Source organism: Chitinophaga sp. (assembly GCF_039596155.1).
GTDB lineage: Bacteria > Bacteroidota > Bacteroidia > Chitinophagales > Chitinophagaceae > Chitinophaga.
Genome location: NZ_JBCNKF010000002.1, coordinates 130,486 through 149,678 on the forward strand (window position 1 = coordinate 130,486; position 19,193 = coordinate 149,678).

General features: G+C 45.4%; 23 protein-coding genes. 16 read left to right on the forward strand and 7 right to left on the reverse strand.

What is annotated here, in order from left to right; genetic code table 11:
• Positions 1–9 precede the first annotated feature (9 nt).
• The 3 genes from ABDW33_RS02385 to mraZ all read right to left on the reverse strand — a co-directional run bounded on the left by ABDW33_RS02385 (position 10) and on the right by mraZ (position 1,872).
• Positions 10–360, reverse strand: coding sequence for an FtsL-like putative cell division protein (locus ABDW33_RS02385; protein ID WP_072359141.1), 351 nt, complete (start codon positions 358–360; stop codon positions 10–12).
• Positions 361–488: 128 nt separating this feature from the next.
• Positions 489–1,397, reverse strand: coding sequence for a 16S rRNA (cytosine(1402)-N(4))-methyltransferase RsmH (gene rsmH, locus ABDW33_RS02390; RefSeq protein ID WP_343688467.1), 909 nt, complete (start codon positions 1,395–1,397; stop codon positions 489–491).
• 7 nt (positions 1,398–1,404) lie between these two features.
• A complete protein-coding gene (gene mraZ, locus ABDW33_RS02395) occupies positions 1,405–1,872 on the reverse strand; it encodes a division/cell wall cluster transcriptional repressor MraZ (protein WP_146965411.1) in 468 nt (155 codons plus the stop codon).
• Positions 1,873–2,376: 504 nt separating this feature from the next.
• Between mraZ and bamD the strand changes: the two genes are divergently transcribed.
• The 10 genes from bamD (at position 2,377) to ABDW33_RS02445 (ending at position 12,245) form a co-directional block, all read left to right on the forward strand.
• A complete protein-coding gene (bamD, locus tag ABDW33_RS02400; protein ID WP_343688468.1) occupies positions 2,377–3,279 on the forward strand; it encodes an outer membrane protein assembly factor BamD in 903 nt (300 codons plus the stop codon).
• Between the two features lie 15 nt (positions 3,280–3,294).
• Positions 3,295–3,636, forward strand: coding sequence for a DNA-directed RNA polymerase subunit omega (locus tag ABDW33_RS02405; RefSeq protein WP_072359134.1), 342 nt, complete (start codon positions 3,295–3,297; stop codon positions 3,634–3,636).
• Between the two features lie 80 nt (positions 3,637–3,716).
• Positions 3,717–4,919 carry a bifunctional phosphopantothenoylcysteine decarboxylase/phosphopantothenate--cysteine ligase CoaBC gene (coaBC, locus tag ABDW33_RS02410; RefSeq protein WP_343688469.1) on the forward strand — a complete coding sequence of 401 codons (1,203 nt, stop codon included), beginning with the start codon at positions 3,717–3,719 and terminating at the stop codon, positions 4,917–4,919.
• A 24-nt stretch (positions 4,920–4,943) separates the two neighbouring features.
• Positions 4,944–5,873: a DUF4835 family protein gene (locus ABDW33_RS02415; protein ID WP_343688470.1), complete on the forward strand. Its 930-nt coding sequence runs from the start codon at positions 4,944–4,946 to the stop codon at positions 5,871–5,873.
• A 27-nt stretch (positions 5,874–5,900) separates the two neighbouring features.
• Complete coding sequence (locus ABDW33_RS02420) at positions 5,901–6,560, forward strand: DUF4296 domain-containing protein (RefSeq protein ID WP_343688471.1); 660 nt, start codon at positions 5,901–5,903, stop codon at positions 6,558–6,560.
• A gap of 38 nt (positions 6,561–6,598) precedes the next feature.
• Positions 6,599–7,291 carry a CoA transferase subunit A gene (locus ABDW33_RS02425; RefSeq protein WP_343688472.1) on the forward strand — a complete coding sequence of 231 codons (693 nt, stop codon included), beginning with the start codon at positions 6,599–6,601 and terminating at the stop codon, positions 7,289–7,291.
• 10 nt (positions 7,292–7,301) lie between these two features.
• Positions 7,302–7,958: a 3-oxoacid CoA-transferase subunit B gene (locus ABDW33_RS02430; protein ID WP_343688473.1), complete on the forward strand. Its 657-nt coding sequence runs from the start codon at positions 7,302–7,304 to the stop codon at positions 7,956–7,958.
• Between the two features lie 411 nt (positions 7,959–8,369).
• Positions 8,370–9,755: a DUF5723 family protein gene (locus tag ABDW33_RS02435; protein WP_343688474.1), complete on the forward strand. Its 1,386-nt coding sequence runs from the start codon at positions 8,370–8,372 to the stop codon at positions 9,753–9,755.
• A gap of 237 nt (positions 9,756–9,992) precedes the next feature.
• Positions 9,993–10,796, forward strand: a complete 804-nt coding sequence (locus tag ABDW33_RS02440) for an aminotransferase class IV (protein ID WP_343688475.1) — start codon at positions 9,993–9,995, stop codon at positions 10,794–10,796.
• Between the two features lie 141 nt (positions 10,797–10,937).
• Complete coding sequence (locus tag ABDW33_RS02445; protein WP_343688476.1) at positions 10,938–12,245, forward strand: deoxyribodipyrimidine photo-lyase; 1,308 nt, start codon at positions 10,938–10,940, stop codon at positions 12,243–12,245.
• A 19-nt stretch (positions 12,246–12,264) separates the two neighbouring features.
• Here the strand turns inward: ABDW33_RS02445 and ABDW33_RS02450 are convergent, their stop codons facing one another.
• Both ABDW33_RS02450 and mqnB read right to left on the reverse strand, forming a co-directional pair.
• On the reverse strand, positions 12,265–13,050 hold the full coding sequence (locus ABDW33_RS02450; protein WP_343688477.1) for a 1,4-dihydroxy-6-naphthoate synthase: 786 nt from the start codon (positions 13,048–13,050) through the stop codon (positions 12,265–12,267).
• A 36-nt stretch (positions 13,051–13,086) separates the two neighbouring features.
• Positions 13,087–13,818 carry a futalosine hydrolase gene (gene mqnB / locus ABDW33_RS02455; RefSeq protein WP_343688478.1) on the reverse strand — a complete coding sequence of 244 codons (732 nt, stop codon included), beginning with the start codon at positions 13,816–13,818 and terminating at the stop codon, positions 13,087–13,089.
• Between the two features lie 35 nt (positions 13,819–13,853).
• On the opposite strand from mqnB, the gene ABDW33_RS02460 reads away from it, so the two are divergent.
• From ABDW33_RS02460 to fabD, 3 genes are all read left to right on the forward strand, one after another.
• Positions 13,854–14,267: a 6-carboxytetrahydropterin synthase gene (locus ABDW33_RS02460; protein ID WP_343688479.1), complete on the forward strand. Its 414-nt coding sequence runs from the start codon at positions 13,854–13,856 to the stop codon at positions 14,265–14,267.
• Between the two features lie 31 nt (positions 14,268–14,298).
• Positions 14,299–14,892 carry a GTP cyclohydrolase I FolE gene (gene folE, locus ABDW33_RS02465; protein ID WP_343688480.1) on the forward strand — a complete coding sequence of 198 codons (594 nt, stop codon included), beginning with the start codon at positions 14,299–14,301 and terminating at the stop codon, positions 14,890–14,892.
• A gap of 226 nt (positions 14,893–15,118) precedes the next feature.
• Positions 15,119–16,012, forward strand: coding sequence for an ACP S-malonyltransferase (gene fabD / locus ABDW33_RS02470; RefSeq protein WP_343688481.1), 894 nt, complete (start codon positions 15,119–15,121; stop codon positions 16,010–16,012).
• A 64-nt stretch (positions 16,013–16,076) separates the two neighbouring features.
• Here fabD and ABDW33_RS02475 read toward each other — a convergent pair whose 3' ends face one another.
• Both ABDW33_RS02475 and ABDW33_RS02480 read right to left on the reverse strand, forming a co-directional pair.
• Positions 16,077–16,922, reverse strand: coding sequence for a GNAT family N-acetyltransferase (locus ABDW33_RS02475; protein ID WP_343688482.1), 846 nt, complete (start codon positions 16,920–16,922; stop codon positions 16,077–16,079).
• Between the two features lie 12 nt (positions 16,923–16,934).
• Entirely contained in the window at positions 16,935–17,387 is a 453-nt protein-coding gene (locus tag ABDW33_RS02480; RefSeq protein ID WP_343688483.1) for a GNAT family N-acetyltransferase, read from the reverse strand.
• 64 nt (positions 17,388–17,451) lie between these two features.
• Here ABDW33_RS02480 and ABDW33_RS02485 point away from each other — a divergent pair, with 64 nt between their 5' ends.
• The 3 genes from ABDW33_RS02485 (at position 17,452) to ABDW33_RS02495 (ending at position 19,139) form a co-directional block, all read left to right on the forward strand.
• Positions 17,452–17,940, forward strand: coding sequence for a DinB family protein (locus ABDW33_RS02485; RefSeq protein WP_343688484.1), 489 nt, complete (start codon positions 17,452–17,454; stop codon positions 17,938–17,940).
• A gap of 282 nt (positions 17,941–18,222) precedes the next feature.
• The gene (locus ABDW33_RS02490; RefSeq protein ID WP_343688485.1) at positions 18,223–18,918 is read left to right on the forward strand and encodes an NUDIX domain-containing protein; all 696 of its coding nucleotides are present in this window, start codon (positions 18,223–18,225) and stop codon (positions 18,916–18,918) included.
• An 11-nt stretch (positions 18,919–18,929) separates the two neighbouring features.
• Positions 18,930–19,139 carry a hypothetical protein gene (locus ABDW33_RS02495; RefSeq protein ID WP_343688486.1) on the forward strand — a complete coding sequence of 70 codons (210 nt, stop codon included), beginning with the start codon at positions 18,930–18,932 and terminating at the stop codon, positions 19,137–19,139.
• Positions 19,140–19,193 lie beyond the last annotated feature (54 nt).

Here is a 19,193-nt window from a genome sequence, read left to right on the forward strand (position 1 = left end):
GTATGATTATTACTGTTTCTTCAGTACGATTTTTTGGGGTGGGGAACTGAGTGGCTTAAGGCCCCAAGGTTCCACTGATTTGCTGACTTCACTCATTTTGCTACGGAACATCAATTCACTTTTCACATTGAGATATTCCCATTTCAACTCTTTGATTTCACGTCCCAGTTTGTTGATCTGGCGGATTTTTTTTTCAGCCAGGTGACTGTTGGCAATATAGATCAGTGCAAGAGCGGAGAGGAACAGTATAAAGGGCATATTTTGCGTGATGGCCCTGTAGTTAATGCGCAGGCGCCATTCTCTTTTCTGTTCCGGTTCATCCGGTAATTCTGCGACTGGTATATGTTCTTCCTGTTCCAAGCAGCTCGGTTTTATTAAGTCAACGTGAATGATATGGTATAACATCCTTCGCACATGATCAAACGTGATTGGGGGATTGACGCTTTTTTTAGTTGTACCCTTTTAAATGCTTCGTCAGTCCGGATCTGTTATAATTTTTCGGCTACCCTAAGTTTTGCGCTACGGGACCGGCCATTACGTTTAAGTTCTTCGGGGCCAGCGGTGACTGGTTTTTTTGTATCTAGCCGGAACAATTTAGGGGGCGTGGTGAAAGAAAATGGATCGTCCTGCACCTCAAATTGTCCTGTTTTCATAAAGTTCTTCACCAGTCTGTCTTCCAGTGAATGGAAAGTTATGATTGCCAGTTTACCGCCTGGTTTTAATACTTCCGTTGCTTGTGTAAGCAAATCTTTAAGAGCGCCCAGTTCGTCGTTGACGGCGATCCTGAGTGCCTGAAATACCTGTGCGAGGTATTTTTGCGGATTGCCTTTTACGATTGGCTGGATAACGGATTTGAACTCATTGATGGTCCTCATTGGGCGGGCTTTTCGCTCTGTGACTATGACTTTAGCCAGGGTGCGTGCGTTGGTGACTTCTCCGTAGTTCTGGAACAGGAGGTGTAATTCCTGTTCTGAGTAGGATTGCAGCAACGCTGCTGCTGTGAGGGTTGTTCTTTTGTCCATGCGCATATCCAGATCTCCATCGAACCGGATACTAAATCCTCTTTCTGCTGTATCAAACTGCCATGAAGAAACGCCCAGATCAGCGAGGAGGCCGTCAACCGGTGGAACTTTGTACAGTTTGAGGAACCTTTGCAGGTGTCTGAAGTTTTGCTGTACGAAAGTGACCCTGGGGTCATCTATCCGGTTATTATAGGCATCTTCGTCCTGATCAAATACGATGAGCCGTCCGTTCTCGTTCAGTTGTTCCAGAATCGCTCTGGAATGACCACCGCCACCGAAAGTCGCATCTACATAAGTCCCTTCGGGATTGATTTGCAGATGTGTAATTACTTCCTGCAGCAGAACGGGCAGGTGATATTGTGACGCTTCTCCCATAATAGCTTTAAATCGAAATATTGTTATCTCCACCTCCCATGACCTGCATTGCAAGGTCACTGAAGGCTCCTGGTGAGAAATTTTCAAAGAACTCCTGGTATTTTGCTTTATCCCAGATTTCAATCTTGTTGGTGGCCGCTGAGAGCACGATCTCTTTATCGAGTGATGCGTAAGCCATCAGGTTTTTTGGCACCAATAATCTGCCTGCACTGTCCAGTTCACAAATGGTGGCGCCGTTGAGAAAGTAGCGGCGGAATTCCCTTACTTTCGGATCGAAGTCGTTCAGCTTACTGATCTTTTCGAAAATGGGCTGCCATTCGTTCATGGGATACAAGGACAGACATTTTTCAAATCCCCGGTTGATGACAAACTGCTCTCCGGCGCCTTCTGCCAGCTGCTTTTTAAAGCCAGCGGGGAGTAGAAAGCGTCCTTTTGCGTCAAGCGTTGCCTCATATTCTCCCAGAAAACCTGTCATACTTGGGGGCGAAAGTCCTTGAATTCCATTTTCTAACACAAAATAACACTTTTTCCCACTCTCTAACGAAAAAATGAATTATAAATTTTTTCCACAGTATTATTTTGCCTATAATAATGGGGTTTTGAATGGTTTATTGATGAGCTTGTGTTTATTCTGTGGGAATGTATGTTGATAATATGTGAGAAGTGTGTGGATAGGTGTTGATAAATGTGTTAATTGTATGGTTTTTAATGTTTATTAGTTTTGTTGACATTTTCTTCTTTAGTCGAACAAGCGTCGAAGAAGCGTCGAAGAAGCGTCGAACAACGGTCGAACAACAGTCGAAGAACAGTCGAACAACAGTCGAACAACGGGTAAAGAAACCTTATACCCACATCCCTCTTTTGTGGGAAAAAGTGTTTGTCGCTGAATTTCCCCTTTTTGCAAAATTTTAACAGCTCTATTTGCTACCCTATCTTACATTTACATTTAATTCTTAACTTTGCCCTCTTTATGCGGAAAATGAAGCTAGTTTCTTTTTTTATTAGTCTTTTAGTAATTGTTATCGCGACGTCCTGTAATACGGAACTGCGTAGGATCGAAAAAAGCAAGGATTATGAAGCCAAACTGGCTTATGCAAATAAGATGTACGAGAAAAAGAAGTACATGACCGCACAATCCCTGTACGAATCCTTGTTCCAGGTATACAAAGGAACGGAGAAGTATGAGCCGATTTACTATAACTATTGCTATTGCTCTTATAAACTAAAGGATTACGTTCAGGCAGGGTTTTACTTCAAAAACTATCTTGACAACTTCCCTAACAGCCCAAGAGCGGTAGAAATGGACTATATGCAGGCGTATTGCTATTACAAGCAGTCTCCAAAAATCCCGCTGGACCAGGCAAATACCATTAAGGCTATTTCCGCTATGCAGACTTTCATCAACAACTACCCTACCTCTGACAAAGTGGCTGAAGGTAACCTGGTGATCGAACTCTGCCGCCAGAAACTTGAAAAGAAAGAATATAATAACGCAGAACTGTATTACAACCTGGGTTATTACAAAGCTGCCGCTATCAGCTTTAAAAGCCTGATGCGCAACTATCCTGACTCCGACAAGAGCGACGGATATAAGTACATGGCTATCAAAGCTTATTACAAATACGCCGAACACAGCATCTGGGATAAACAGAAAGAGCGCTACGAAGATGTGGTGGCTGAGTACATGGACTTCGCGGACCATTATTCTTCCAGTAAACTGAAGCCGGATGCCGAAAAATATTATACCTTAGCGAAGAGTAACATCAAGGACATAGATAATCTGAACGTACCGATCAGTAAGAAACAGGAAAGGAAGAAAGCGAAAGCCACCAAAAACGCTAAGACAACAAACAATACCCTTAACAATATTAGTAATCAATAATTAATTCTCTGGAGAATGAGCAAAATAAAAAGAGGTCTTACCAGCAGTCTTAATCCAATGGTAGAAACCAAAAATACTACCGAGATTAAAGGCAAAACTGGCAACCTGTATGAATCCATTGCAGTAATTGCAAAACGCGCCAACCAGATCAACATATCTGTGAAGGAAGAACTGCACTCTAAGCTGGAAGAATTTGCCAGCCATACAGACAACCTGGAGGAAGTGCACGAGAATAAAGAACAGATCGAAATCTCCCGTTTCTATGAGAGAATGGCAAACCCTGCTATTCAGGCTACTATGGAATTCCTGGAAGATAAGATCTATTTCAGAAGAAACGACGATGACCTGTACAGCTAATCTGGTGTACTGAAAAATATCTACCTTCATGGCGGCAGAAATCTATTTCTGTCGCCTTTTTTATAATTGGTATACGCTACATGTTGCAAGGAAAGAAAATACTGCTGGGCGTGTCCGGAAGCATAGCTGCTTATAAAGCTGCTACCATTGTCCGGTTGCTCGTAAAGGAAGGAGTTGAGGTAAAGGTGGTCATGACACCATCTGCCTGTGATTTTATCACACCACTTACGCTGGCTACCTTGTCGAAAAATGAGGTGCCTGTGACCATCAGTGATAACTCCAGCTGGAACAATCACGTTATGTTGGGGCGCTGGGCCGATGTGATGCTCATAGCGCCTGCTTCGGCAAATACCCTGGCCAAAATGGCGATGGGGACCTGTGACAACCTCCTGATGGCCACCTACCTCTCGGCTACCTGTCCTGTACTTTTTGCGCCAGCCATGGACGAAGATATGTGGCATCATCCTGCTACCCGTGCCAATGTGCAAAAGCTGCTCTCATATGGTCATCAGCAACTGCCGGTGGAAAAGGGAGAGCTGGCCAGCGGGCTTTTTGGTGAAGGCAGAATGGCTGAACCGGAGCATATTGTCGCCTTCCTGCAACAGTATTTTAATGCGTACCAGCCTCTGAAAGGAAAAAAAGCGCTGGTAACTGCCGGCCCTACACAAGAACCATTGGATCCTGTTCGTTATATCAGTAATCATTCCAGTGGTAAAATGGGTATTGCCATTGCCGATGCGCTGGCGGCTGCCGGTGCTGAAGTCACCCTGGTGCTGGGACCTACCCATCTGTCAGCAAAACACCCAGGGGTGCATACACTCAGGGTAGTCACAGCCGCAGATATGTATGATCGCAGTGCAGCCCATTTCGCTGATAGTAACATTGTTGTAATGGCTGCCGCTGTAGCAGACTACCGTCCTAAACAGGTAGCAGACATCAAGATCAAGAAAGGGGCTGGCGACGAACTGACTCTGGAACTGGAAAAGACCACTGACATCCTGCGTACTTTAGGCGCCCAGCGACCTGCCGGACAGGTACTCGTTGGCTTCTCGCTGGAAACCAACAATGAGCAGGAGTATGCACTAAAAAAACTGCGTGAGAAAAACCTGGACCTGGTCGTGATGAATTCCCTCAATGATGCAGGTGCCGGTTTCAATCATGATACCAATAAAGTAACGCTGTTTGACAGGCAGGGTACCGCAACAGAATTACCGCTCAAGTCCAAACAGGAAGTAGCGGAAGATATTGTGAAAGCCATTACTACCCTGATCGGACAGCCATGATAGTCTCTATAATCGTATGATAACATGCAATATACTCCACAGTTGAAAGTCCTCACCTGCTTTGTGTTCTTTCTGCTCTTCCGTTCCGGCCTCCTGGCCCAGGAACTGAGGGTGAATGTCACCGTTAACGCCAACCAGATCACTGGTACTGACAAGAAAGTGTTTACCACCCTGCAGAAAAGTATCATGGAATTCCTGAACGGTCGTCGCTGGGGAGATGATGTCTATACTCCGGCAGAACGTATTGAATGTAATTTCCTGCTGAATGTAACCGGTGACCTGGGAAGTAATTCTTACAAAGCTACCCTGACTGTGCAGGCTACCCGCCCTGTGTACAACGCAGGATATGTGAGCAGTTTGCTGAACATGCAGGACAACAACGTGGTGTTTCGCTATGTAGAATTTCAGCCATTGGAGTTCAGTGACAACAGGGTGACCGGTAATGATCCAATTGCTTCCAATCTCACGGCTATACTGGCTTATTATAGTTATATCATTCTGGGACTGGATGCTGATTCATTTTCCCCCCGTGGTGGAGATGACTTTTTCAAGAAGGCCCTGAATATTGTGAACAATGCACCGGATGGCAAGGATGTATCAGGCTGGAAACCGTTCGAGGGTAACCGCAATCGTTACTGGCTGCAGGACAACTTATTGAATGTAAAGTTTGCGCGTTTTCACGACGTGATGTACCAGTATCATCGGCAAGGGCTGGATGTGATGTATGATGATATGAACAAGGGCAGGGGAGCCATCCTGAACTGTTTGAATATGATGTATGCCATTTACCAGGATATACCTAACTCTATGTTGATGGCTGTATTCTTTACGTCTAAGTCAGATGAGCTGCTAAAGATCTTTTCCAAGGCACCGCCCCAGGAAAAATCACGTGCGGTACAGTTATTGTCCCAAATGGACGTAACGAATGCTGTGAAATATCAGCAGATGAAATAGCTTTGCGCTAACAACGGAATAGTATTTATGCAATATAGAATCGTATTTGTTTTCTTTCTTTTGGGGTTAATGGCGTGTGGACAGGCTGGCAAAGTACCGGATGGTGTATTGCAAAAGGAAGAGATGCGGGATGTACTGCTGGACATGACCATGGCAGATGCATACAGCAGCAATAATGAGGACCCGCGTATCCCGATGCCTGATTCCGTACACAGGTACAGGCAGAAACTCTATTACAGGCAGATCCTGGATATGCACCATTTGACACGGGAGCAGTTCCAGAAAAGTTATGACTGGTACGAAAGTCGTCCTGACAGGTTGAAGGAAGTGTATGATATGATGATGGAGGCAGCTACTGCCAACAGGGAAGACCTGGACAAAGAGATGCGTATGAAAGCATACCTGGAGAACCCGTTTGCCGATCTGCCGTTTGGTAAAAATGTGCTAACTTCAAAAAAGGACGGTTTACCGACTCCTTTTATCAAACAACTGAATTTACCTGCGCCGCATCCGCCTACGCCGGCACCTGCTACACCCGCACCTGTACAGCCCAAGCCGAATAACGGACCGGTGCCGATGGGTTCAGGCATGATGCAGGGAAAACCGATGCCGGGCGCGGTGAAGACAATACCAAAAGATGGTTTACCAGGACATCATAAACCTGATTTCAAGCCGAAGCAGCAGTAAGATTGGTTCGGCCCCCAAAATTTTCAAAACACCAAAACATGAACAAAGTTGTAGCAAATGCTGATGAAGCACTGCATGACATCCACGATGGAACTACGCTGATGCTGGGCGGTTTCGGGCTTTGCGGCATTCCCGAAAACTGTATTGCAGCATTGGTAAGCAAAGGTATTAAAGACCTCACCTGTATCTCCAACAACGCAGGTGTAGATGATTTCGGACTGGGCCTGCTTCTCAAAACAAGACAGATCAAAAAGATGATGGCCTCTTATGTAGGCGAGAATGCGGAGTTTGAAAGGCAGTTATTGTCCGGAGAGCTGGAAGTAGAGCTGATTCCACAGGGTACGCTGGCTACGCGTATCCAGATGGCAGGAATGGGTATTCCTGCTTTTTTTACGCCTGCCGGTTACGGTACTGAAGTAGCCATTGGCAAAGAGTCACGCGAATTCAACGGGAAACAATACCTGATGGAGATGGCCCTGCATGCCGATTTTGCGATGGTGAAAGCCTGGAAAGGAGATACCATGGGCAATCTTGTATTCAGGAAGACCACCCGAAATTTCAGCACTTCTATGGCCAAAGCGGGCAACATTACAATAGCGGAAGTAGAGCACCTGGTACAACCGGGAGAATTGGATCCTGATCACATACATGTGCCGGGGATCTATGTACATCGTATCTTCCAGGGTACCGGCTACGAAAAACGTATCGAACGTAAAACCGTTAAGATTTAAATCGTAATGTATGTCTTTAGATAAATATAGCATTGCTAAAAGAATAGCGCAGGAATTGCGCGATGGGATGTATGTCAATCTTGGTATCGGCATTCCCACACTGGTTGCTAATTTCATTCCTGATGGTGTTTCTATAATGCTGCAGTCAGAAAATGGTTTACTGGGCATGGGGCCTTATCCTGAGGAAGCTGATATGGATGCGGACCTGATCAATGCAGGAAAAGAAACAGTGACAGTATTGCCCGGTGGCTGTTTCTTCGATAGTGCAGAAAGCTTTGGTATGATCAGAGCTGGCAAGGTAGATCTCACAGTATTAGGTGCGATGGAAGTATCTGATACCGGTGATATTGCCAACTGGAAAATACCTGGTAAAATGGTGAAAGGAATGGGGGGCGCGATGGATCTGGTAGCTTCTGCAAGGAATATTATTGTGGCCATGATGCATACAAATCCGAAAGGAGAAAGTAAGTTATTACCACAATGTTCATTACCATTAACAGGTGTATCCTGTGTAAAGAAAATTGTGACGGAACTGGCTGTGCTGGATGTTACACCTGAAGGATTCAGGCTGCTGGAACGAGCACCGGGCGTGTCTGTAGGTGAGATCAAAGCTAAGACAGCAGGGCGTTTGATAGTTAATGGCGAAATACCGGAAATGAAATTATAACAAAGGGGCTTGTAAGACAAGCCCCTTCGCTTTTAGATAATCATTCTCTTTCAAATTTGCAATACCCACAACTTGCTATTGTGTAGTAAATTAAAAACACCATCTTTGCCTTGTCAACTCTGATAGAGGAAAGAGTCCATCATCAGCAGCGAACTTAGATTCAATAAAGAGCATTTCGACGGGAACATGTAACCGGAATTAAAGTTTCGGATAGAACCAAAATTATAAATAGGAGATGCCAGGTGCATCGGATTGTCAGTGAATAATACTTCACGTTAATATTTATTGTGCCAACGACGACGAACTATTCTGATAAACAGGATTGGGACTATATTACACTTATTAAATAAGTTTAATATATTGTGCCCTGAAAAGTTCTTTGAACCTACCTGTTTATCTAACTATAGTACTATGACTAAAACTGTGTCAATTTTAGCAGTGTGTATGGGCATGCTTACGAGTGCCTATGCACAGCAAGACCTTGCGGGCTACCGTACAGGCAACTACACCGGTGTGAATGGTGTATTTTCAAACCCCGCTAACATCGCAAATAGCCGTTATCGCTGGGACGTAAATTTATTGGGAGTGAATGCCAGCGTTGGCAATAATCAGGCACAATTCAAATTAGGGGACCTCGGAAAAACCTTCGATGGGGACAAACTAACAGATCAATTGTTCGGAGCAAACGCAGGTAAAACGAATGGCCTGGTGAACGTTGCTATTCACCTGCCATCTGTAATGATCAGTGTAGGACCAAAAATGGCTTTTGCATTTACCAGCAGAGCAAGGGTATTGGGGAATGTTACTGATATGGACGGACAACTGGTGAACCAGATCCGTAACCTGGATGAGACTTCCAATTTGCCGTACACTATCAGCAGCAATGGCAACATGCGTGTGAATGTAAGTGGCTGGACGGAATATGGATTGTCTTTTGCACGTGAAGCCTATGTAAAAGGGCCACATTATTTCAAAGCAGGGGGTACGATTAAATACCTCGCAGGCATTGGTAATATGAATGTGCACCTGAGCAATTTCAAAGGGACAATTGACAAAGACCTGGTAGCACAGGACGGTTACCTCACCAACACATCAGCCAAAGTAGGCCTGGCTTCATCAGGTGTAAATGTTGCTGACTTTGATGCAAGCCAGCTGACCAAAACCTCAGGCCATGGTGTAGGTCTGGACCTGGGAGTAGTATATGAATACAGACCGGCAGAAAGTAAAGACTATTTATTTAAAGTTGGCGTATCTGTACTCGACATTGGTCGCGTAAAATACACGAAAGACATGTCGAAGAGTGCAGGTTATAACCTGAGTATAGCAGCAAACCAAAGGTTTTACCTGAGCCAGTTGAACGGAGTGTCCCTGGATGATTATAAAACCACGTTAGATAAATATCCACAGTATTTTGTACCAGATGGTTCGAACAGTGAAACGAGTTATACAGTAAGCCTGCCTACAACGATGCAGATTAATGTAGATTACCATTTGCAGAACAAGTTTTATCTGAATGCGAATGTACAGCTGGCGATGGCAAAGGGTACTACCAGGCCATATAATGGACAATACTACAGCGGCTTTACACTGACGCCACGTTATGAAGGAAGGAAATTCGGCTTTTATCTTCCTCTTAGCTATAATGGGTTAACAAAGTTCAACGCAGGCACAAGCTTCCGGGCGGGACCATTATATGTGGGTTCCGGTAGTGTACTGACAGCTTTGTTTGGAAATTCCAAGCAGGCAGATGTATTTATCGGGTTCCGTTTTGGGCAATTATGTAAGAGATCTAAATAGACTGGTGTTCATCCCTGAATGAAATCCGGGAAGCGCACCCTGTCCTATGTATAAAAGCGGTTATTCTGGCAAGAGCTGGGGTGACCGCTACCCGTTTTAAGGGGTGGCGGCGAAGGGCTATTGTCCTGGCTGCTGGTACCTGCATGCCACGAATATTTCGTACCTTTCCAGTCCTTTTTTAACATTCAAAAAGCGTTCGCAGTGCAACAGGTGTATATATGTTATAATGGGAAATTTATGGCGGCTACTGAGCCGATTTTTACCGCAGATAACCGGTCTTTCCGGTATGGCGATGGTTGTTTTGAAACCATGCGTGCAGTAAGGGGAGAAGTGCAGCTATCCGAGCTACATTTTGAGCGGTTAATGGCCAGTCTGCATCTGCTACATTTTGATGCGCCCCACAATTTTACCCGGCACTATTTCACCCGCCTTATCGCTGAGCTTTGCAGCAGGAATAATCACAACCGCCTGGCCAGGGTAAGGCTGACTATCTTCCGGTCGGATGGTGGTTTGTATGAGCCGGCTAATAACCATCCTAATTTTATTATTCAGACCTGGGACCTGGACAGACGGGTGCTGGAACTGAATGAAAGAGGACTGGTCATAGATGTATTCCCGGAGGCGCGCAAGAGTTGCGATAAATTTGCTACTATTAAGTCCAATAATTGCCTGCCTTACATTATGGCAGCTATGTATGGTAAACAACACCACCTCAATGAAACGATCCTGTTGAATGCAAGAGACAGGGTGGCAGATACGACGATTGCCAACCTGTTCATCGTGGATGACAAGCAACTGATCACCCCTCCATTGAGCGAAGGGTGTGTATGTGGTGTAATGCGTAAGCATATCATAGATATGGACCTTCCTTTTAAAGTAATAGAAAGACCCCTGACCATCTCAGACCTGGAGAATGCCGATGAGATCCTGCTCACTAACGCAATTACAGGTGTAAGATGGGTGGGGCAGTTCCGCGAGAATAATTATGGAAATGCAGCCGCAGTGATCCTGCATGAATTGCTGCATGAAGGAGTTTTGTAGGAAAATACCCCAATATGTAATAAGGTAATTCGCTGAAGATGCGCAGCAGTGGCGTATTTTTTGTAGTACTTTCTTTGAGTATTACAGCTTAATATTGTCTTCGGAATGTTTCATTGAGAATAGCAAAAACTAACCTCTATTATGCCCGCCACTGTTAATTTATGCTGGTTGCGCCGTGACCTGCGATTGCTGGATCATGCAGCGTTATACCACGCTTTAAAATCTGAACATCCTGTAGTACCTGTATTTGTTTTCGATACTGTTATCCTGAATGATCTGCAGGATAAGCGGGATCGCAGGGTGACTTTTATCCGCGATACGCTGGAAGCAATGCAGGAACAGTTAGCCAAACTGGGTGGTAGCCTGGATGTATTTTATGGTACACCTTCAGCAGCATTTGAGCATTACACTACGCATTACAATGTGCATACTGTGTATGCCAATATCGATTATGAGCCTTATGCACGTGAGCGTGATGCGTCTGTCGGCAAGTTTTTGAAAGATAAAGGAATTGATTTCAAAGTGTTCAAAGACCAGGTGATCTTTGACACAAATGAAGTGTTGAAAGACAACGGGGAACCGTATACGGTCTACACGCCTTACAGTAAGAAATGGAGAGCAAAGCTGAATGATTTTTATCTGAAACCCTATCCTGTCGAAAAGTACTTCCGCAATTTTTACAAGCAGAAAAGTAAGCCGATTCCTTCGTTGCGCGCCATGGGGTTCCTGGCTGGCGAAAGAGATTTTCCTACTGTAAAGGTAAAGGACAGTCTCATTGAAAACTACGATAAAACAAGGGATCTGCCGGGTATTCATGGTACGACTCATTTAGGTATGCACCTGCGTTTCGGCACTATCAGTGTGCGGGAACTGGCAGAACGTGCAAATGAATTAAACCAGACATTCTTAGGTGAGTTGATCTGGAGAGATTTTTTCCATATGATCCTCTGGCATTATCCGCAGGTGGTAGAGCAGTCGTTCAGGAAAGAATACGATAAGATCAACTGGAGAAATAACGAAGCGGAGTTCAAGCGATGGTGTGAGGGTGAAACCGGTTATCCGATTGTAGATGCAGGTATGCGCGAACTGAATGCGACGGGGTTTATGCACAACCGGGTGCGTATGATAACGGCGAGTTTTTTAACGAAGCACCTGTTGATAGACTGGAGATGGGGAGAAGCGTACTTTGCTGAGAAATTGCTGGATTATGATCTGGCTGCAAACAATGGCAACTGGCAATGGGCAGCGGGATGTGGATGTGATGCAGCACCTTATTTCAGGGTGTTCAATCCTTCGTTGCAAACAGAGCGATTTGATCCTGATCTGAAGTATGTGCGGCGGTGGGTGCCTGAGCTGGATGAGTTAACCTATCCCCGGCCGATGGTGATCCATGAAGAGGCAAGAAAAAGAGCGTTGGAAGTTTATAAAAGAGCAGTCGCGAAAAGTTAACGCGACTGCTTTTGTTATTTTATTTAGCAGCTGCCATCAATCTGTCGATAGCAGCTCTGCCGGCTTCTCCCAGATCCAGGGAGAAGTCGTTTACGTACAATTCTATGTGTTGACGCATCACACTTTCTTCCATTTCCTGTGCGTGAGATGTCACGAACGAAGAAAGCGCAGGATAGTGCTTGTATGATTCCTGCAGGCTGTCGTGAATCAGTTTATCTACCTGTTGTTTCAGTTCAGCGGGCAGTGATTTGCGGATGACGATGCCACCTAATGGAATCGGGCTGCCGGTTGTGCTTTCCCAATATTCACCGAGATCTATGATCTTTACTAATCCTCTTTGCTGATAAGTGAACCTGTTTTCGTGAATGATCACACCTGCGTCTACGCGACCATCCAACACGGCGTTTTCGATGTCGGAGAAGACAAGGATCTCTTTGTTTTTTGCTTCAGGAAACGCGGTAGAAAAAAGCAGGTTCGCGGTCGTGTTAATACCTGGAATAGCGATTTTACAATCTTTGATATTTTCTTTATCGATCGGTTTTTTGGCGATCAGGAGGGGGCCGCAGCCTCTGCCCAGTGCAGAGCCACTGTTGAGCAGTTCGTATTGATGTAATACTTTAGGAAGCACACCATAGCTTAATTTGGTGATATCCAGTTTTCCTTCCAGTGCCCATTTGTTCAGTGTTTCCACGTCTTCCAGCCGGGTGTCGAATTGTAATCCTTTTGTGTCGATCTTGTTGTTCACCATGGCATCAAAGATGAAAGTATCGTTGGGACATGGGGAAAATCCGAGTGTTAATTCCATAATGCTTTGCTTTAGGAGGCAGAAAGCGCTGTTAGTCTAGTGTATCTGTCTCAGATGTTCAATATATGTGATCAATGTTTCGTTGAGTTGTTGAATGGCCAATGGAATTTTCCACCTGGACTTATCTCTTACTTCTACGTAATTGGAAATACTGCGGAGCTGGAAGAAAGGGATCTTTTCCAGCAGGCAGGCATAATGAAACGCGGCACCTTCCATGCTTTCCACGGCGGGGTTGTATTTATCCACGAGTTTTTGCCTGGTGCGTTCGCTACCGCTTACCGTATTGATGGTAACACCACTTACCTGTTCAAGTGCGGGTAAATCTGGTACTCCATCGAACAGATTAACCAGTTGTTTGTTAGTGAAGGGTGGTTGATCAGGTTGCCAGAGGTTTGTTTCGAACAGGTCTTTGAAGGCCAGGTCGTCTTCTACACCGAGATCGCCGAATTGTTCTCTTTCTATGATCACAGTTTTGCCCATTTCCCATGAATGGTCGAAACAGCCGGCAATACCTGCCTGAATCACGAGATCGGGGCGGGTACCCGCCAGGTGACGGCCCAAATGGTAGGCGGTGTGCATCATACCGATACCATGTACGAGGGTAGTGATTTGGATGTCAGGATGGTGATGACCTGACAGGTAGTCTGAGAAAGGCTTTATCTCGAAAGGTGTGGCTGCAGTGACCAAAATTTTCATGGTGCAAATATCGGAATAAAAAGGATAGCCACCTACCGGCCTTATCTGCCCGCTGATTGGCTTGTCCTTCAATTGTTGTACTTTTGCCGAAAATCGCAGCTAATCACATGATCTATTTAACGCGTGTGGAAAACTTCAATGCGGCGCATAAATTATCCAATCCCGCCTGGAGTAAGGAAAAAAATAAAGAAGTGTTTGGAAAGTGTGCTAATGAGAACTGGCATGGTCATAATTATGAATTGCACGTTACTGTAAAAGGCAATCCTGATCCGGAGACCGGGTTTGTTTTTAACGCCAAAACATTGGGTGACTTAATCGAAGAACATGTGGTGGAAATAGTAGACCACCGCAATCTCAATATTGATGTACCATTTATGGCCGGTAAGTTCACCTCTGCGGAGAACCTGGCCATTGGCATCTGGGAGCAGCTGGCCCGTCATTTGCCACAAGAGGTACAGCTTCACTGCATCAAGTTGTACGAAACGCCCCGTATCTATGTGGAATATTACGGTGAGCAGTAATTAATTAGTTGACTTAAGATTAAAATAAGCAATGGCTTACAAGAAGGTAGAATCTTACGATGAGAACGTAACTTCCGGTCTTATCGAGCATTACAGGAATAGTATTACCCTGTTGGGGGAAGATGTGGAAAGAGAAGGTTTGCAGAAGACGCCGGAGAGGGTAGCAAAGGCAATGCAGTACCTGACTACAGGTTATCAGCTGGATGCCAGAGAGATACTGAACAGCGCCAAATTCACAGAGTCTTATAGTGAGATGGTCATTGTAAAGGATATTGAGTTGTACTCCCTGTGTGAGCATCATATGCTGCCTTTCTTTGGCAAGGCGCACATTGCCTATATCCCTAACGGATACATTACTGGTCTCAGCAAACTGGCAAGGGTAGTGGATGTATACGCAAGAAGATTACAGGTACAGGAGCGCATGACGCACCAGATACTGGATGCTATTCAGGATACGCTGCAACCCCTGGGTGTGGCAGTGGTAATAGAAGCCCAGCACCTGTGTATGATGATGAGAGGCGTGCAGAAGCAGAATTCTGTGACCACCACGTCAGCTTTTTCCGGGCAGTTCGAAGATGGCAGAACCCGCAGCGAGTTCATGCGATTGCTGGGACAAAGCATTTAACAGTATCACAGCGGAATGTGCCTACATTCCATCAATTTCATAAAACGCCACCTGTTTCCATCAGGTATAAGCATAAAAGGAGCCTGCATCAGCAGATACAGGCTCTTTTTTATTAGGTGCAAATTTTGATATATCACAAAGACTATGAATATTTGCAATCCTAATCACTGAGATATGTATTGAATGTTAATACATATGTCTGATTGGCAACCGTAAATCAATGTACATGAAACACGCTTACGTATTTCCCGGTCAGGGCGCTCAGTTCCCGGGTATGGGTAAAAACCTGTATGACACCAATCCAACGGCAAAAGACTTATTTGAGAAGGCCAATGAGATCCTTGGCTTTCGTATATCTGATGTAATGTTTTCAGGTACTGACGAAGACCTGAAGCAAACCCGTGTTACACAGCCGGCTGTATTCCTGCACAGTGTGATCGCATTCCTCTGCGGTGCAGAAGGTGCGAAGCCTGACATGGTAGCTGGTCATTCCCTGGGTGAATTTTCTTCGCTGGTAGCGAATGGTACACTGACGTTTGAAGATGCGCTGAAACTGGTTTATATCAGGGCGACTGCTATGCAGAAGGCATGTGAACAGCAACCTTCTACAATGGCGGCAGTGCTGGGCCTGGAAGATGCGAAGGTTGAAGAGATCTGCAAAGCGGTGAGCGAAGAAACCGGTGAGGTAGTAGTAGCGGCTAACTATAACTGTCCTGGTCAGCTGGTAATTTCCGGTTCTCTGAAGGGGATTGAAGTAGCTTGTGAAAGAATGAAGGCGGCGGGTGCTAAACGTGCCTTGGTATTGCCTGTAGGTGGTGCTTTTCACAGTCCGCTGATGGCACCGGCCAGAGAAGAGCTGGCAGCTGCTATTGAGAAAACCACTTTCAGTACTCCTACCTGTCCTGTGTACCAGAATGTGGTGGCAAAGGCGGTGAGCAATCCTGCTGAGATCAAGCAGAACCTGATTGATCAGCTGACGGGTGCAGTAAAATGGACACAGTCCGTACAGGCGATGGTTGCGGATGGCGCGACTAATTTTACAGAGGCGGGTCCGGGTAAAGTGCTGCAGGGATTAATTCAGAAGATTCATAAAGAGGCTGTGGTGAACGGCATCAACTAATAAAAAAAGCAGCTCCCGTCTTTTGATGGGAGCTGCTTTTTTTGTGTAAAGACCAGCCTTTCATTTATAAGGATAATTTCATTTCGTATTGCGTGAGAATTTCCGTCATTCCCAGTTTTTCCAGGAAGGCAATCAACCCCTTGTTCTGCGCATCTACATTGATCAGTGTAAAAGGATTTCCCAACACTTCTGCTGCCTGTTGCATCAGGGCAGTTCCGATCCCTTTTCTTCGCAGATCCTTCCTCACGCCAATCTGCCGTATGCGCCTGCTGGCAAGGAATACACTTATATACCCGGCTATTTCATTTTCATGTAGTGCCACCCAGGTGGTAGTCAACTGTTTCTCCCGCTTCACACTGGCCACACTATTCGACCAGCTGGGCACCTGGTCTGAAAACGATGATATGACAGCTGCTTCCGGCAGGTTACTTTTCTGTACCAGCACCCGATTGGCTGTGCTTTTCTTTAATGGTATTTCCCCTTTAAAACACAGAAAATTTCGCTGCCGCTGAAAACCTGCGTTCTCATATGCTTTGATGGCCTTTTGATTCGTAGCGATCACCTCCAGCAGGATCTCCTTTACCCCGTTTTTCTGGTAGGCAGGTATAAAATGCTCGTATAATTCCTGTATCAGATGCCGTCCCCGGGCAGTAGGGACTACGCCAGTCCCTCCATTGTACAATACATCCGGGTTACTCTCATCTCTGCCATGCAGGATAAATCCACACAATGAATCCCCCTGGAAGGCGCCTGCTGAGTAATCCAGCTGTATACTTTCCCCTGTCATCTTCTGTTGCAACAACGTAACTGTCATTTGCATGGGAATGACATAATCGCTGAAGGCTTCATTAAATACCTGACAAAGCTGGTTGGGAGCAACCTCCCTGAGGTGGTGGAATCTATAAAGCATAGTTACAAATTATCAGAAGCTGATGCTGGCATTCCACCACTCCGGGTCGAAGCTGGCACCATATTTTTTATAAAAGTTAATAGCTGGTTCATTCCACTCCAATACCTGCCATACCATGCCATTGTAACGCTTTTCCCGGGCTTCTTCCAGCAGTTTGTCAAACAGCAATTTACCAATTCCCCGCCCCCTGTAGCTTTCGGTCACCAGCAGGTCTTCCAGGTACATGCGGCAGCCTTTCCAGGTAGAGTAGCGAATATAGTAAAGCGCAAACCCGATGATCTGGTCCCCGTCAACTGCGGCAAAAGCCTTCCAGACAGGACTTTCACCAAATCCGGCGTCGGTAAACTGTTCTAGTGTGACGGTCACTTCATCCGGTGCTTTTTCGTATACCGCCAGCTCCCTGATCAGTTCCAATAAGCGTGGGCAATCCTCTCTTCGTACGTTCCTGATGGTAATTGGTGTCATATATATTTTTCCTGTTGTATAAAATTTCGGTATTTTGTTGAAAGGTAATAAAAACTCAATAATATTGAAGGAAGTCGTACTCAATATGGCTGGTTATAACTACTGGGCTAACCAGCGCCTGGCAGCGGTACTGAAAAAACTGGCAGATGAACAGTTGGATCAGGAAGTGGTGAGTAGTTTTCCCAGCATACGTCAAACGGTGTATCACATGTGGGATGCGGAAAGTGTGTGGAAACAGCGCATCGACCTGGTGGAGAAGACACAGAAGCCGGCACCGCAGTTCCAGGGCACGTTCGGGTCGGCCTGTGACGAGTGGATGCTTGTATCCCGGCAATTGCTGGAGATGGTACAGCAGATCAATCCTGTAAAGCTATCCCACACCGTTGCTTATTACAACGGCCGGAAACAATATGGTAAATTAACCGTTATAGAAATACTGATGCACGTTTTTAATCATGCTACTTATCATCGGGGCCAGTTGGTCACACTTTTAAGACAGGTCGGTGTATCAAAGATCCCGGGTACTGATTATAATAAATACGTTAAGAAGTAGTCATGATTCATTCCGGACATTTAAGCCAGTCACAGGTCATTCGCTTACCGCGGCTTTGAGGGGAATAAATGCAGGATGAGTCACTACCTTAGAAATAACTATACCAGCCAGGAATGGCAGCCCCTCCACGTGGCTGTTTTTTCGGTAAAAGTTATTGCCGGGGCCATAAGTAGCCCGAAAATGTAGCATCTTTGCAGCAATAGATGAAAAACAAATGGTTTCACGGCCTTGCCAGCTGCAATTAATTAGCCGGCCGTCAACCACGCAGACAATTAATTTTCAATGAGTGCACAATCATTTTATGCAAATGTACCTCAGCACCTGGTAGCAGTAGATTGTATCATCTTTGGGTTTGAAAATGGAAGGCTGAAATTACTGATCATGCAGCGAAAAGTTGATCCCATGCAGGGAGAATGGTCGTTGATGGGAGGCTTTCTACAAAAAGATGAAAGTGTAGACGAAGCTGCTGCCCGCGTATTGAAACAAACCACGGGACTGGAAAACATATACATGGATCAACTCAGCTGTTATGGGGATGTGGGGCGTGATACGGGTGCAAGGGTGATCTCCATGGCTTACTATGCGCTGATCCGCATTACAGAACAGGAGCATGTTCCTTCACAGGCATACAGTGCACACTGGCTGGAACTGCATCAGATTCCCAACCTGATCTTTGATCACAGGCAGATGATAGCAGACGCCCTGAAGAAACTGCGTGACAATGCGCATTTTCATCCGATCGGGTTTGAACTGTTGCCGGAGAAATTTACATTGTCACAGTTACGCAGTCTGTACGAAGAGATCTTTCAGCATGAGCTGGACAAGCGCAACTTCAGGAAGAAGATCCTCTCTATGAATATATTGGAAAAACTGGAAGAAAAGGATAAAACCACCTCCAAGAAAGGTGCACACCTATACCGGTTTGATAAACAGAAATATGAAGAGCTAAAGACGAGAGGACTGGTATTCGAAATCTAAACCAGGCATATATGAAAAAGGAAACGAACGATGTGCCAAAGCCGGCAAAGTTTTGTTACGGGCACATTGGGGGGAAACTGGGAGAGCTGCTGGCGGCCGCTTTTATAGAGAAAGGATGGATAGCAAAAGACGGAACTGACAATAAACATTTTTACATTACCCCGGCAGGCGTACAGGCGTTGACAAAAATGGGGGTCGACCTGTCCCTGATAAAATCGTGATAGCTAGTTAGCTGCAGGCATTTGATTTTTCGCAATTATAACAAAAGGCTATTG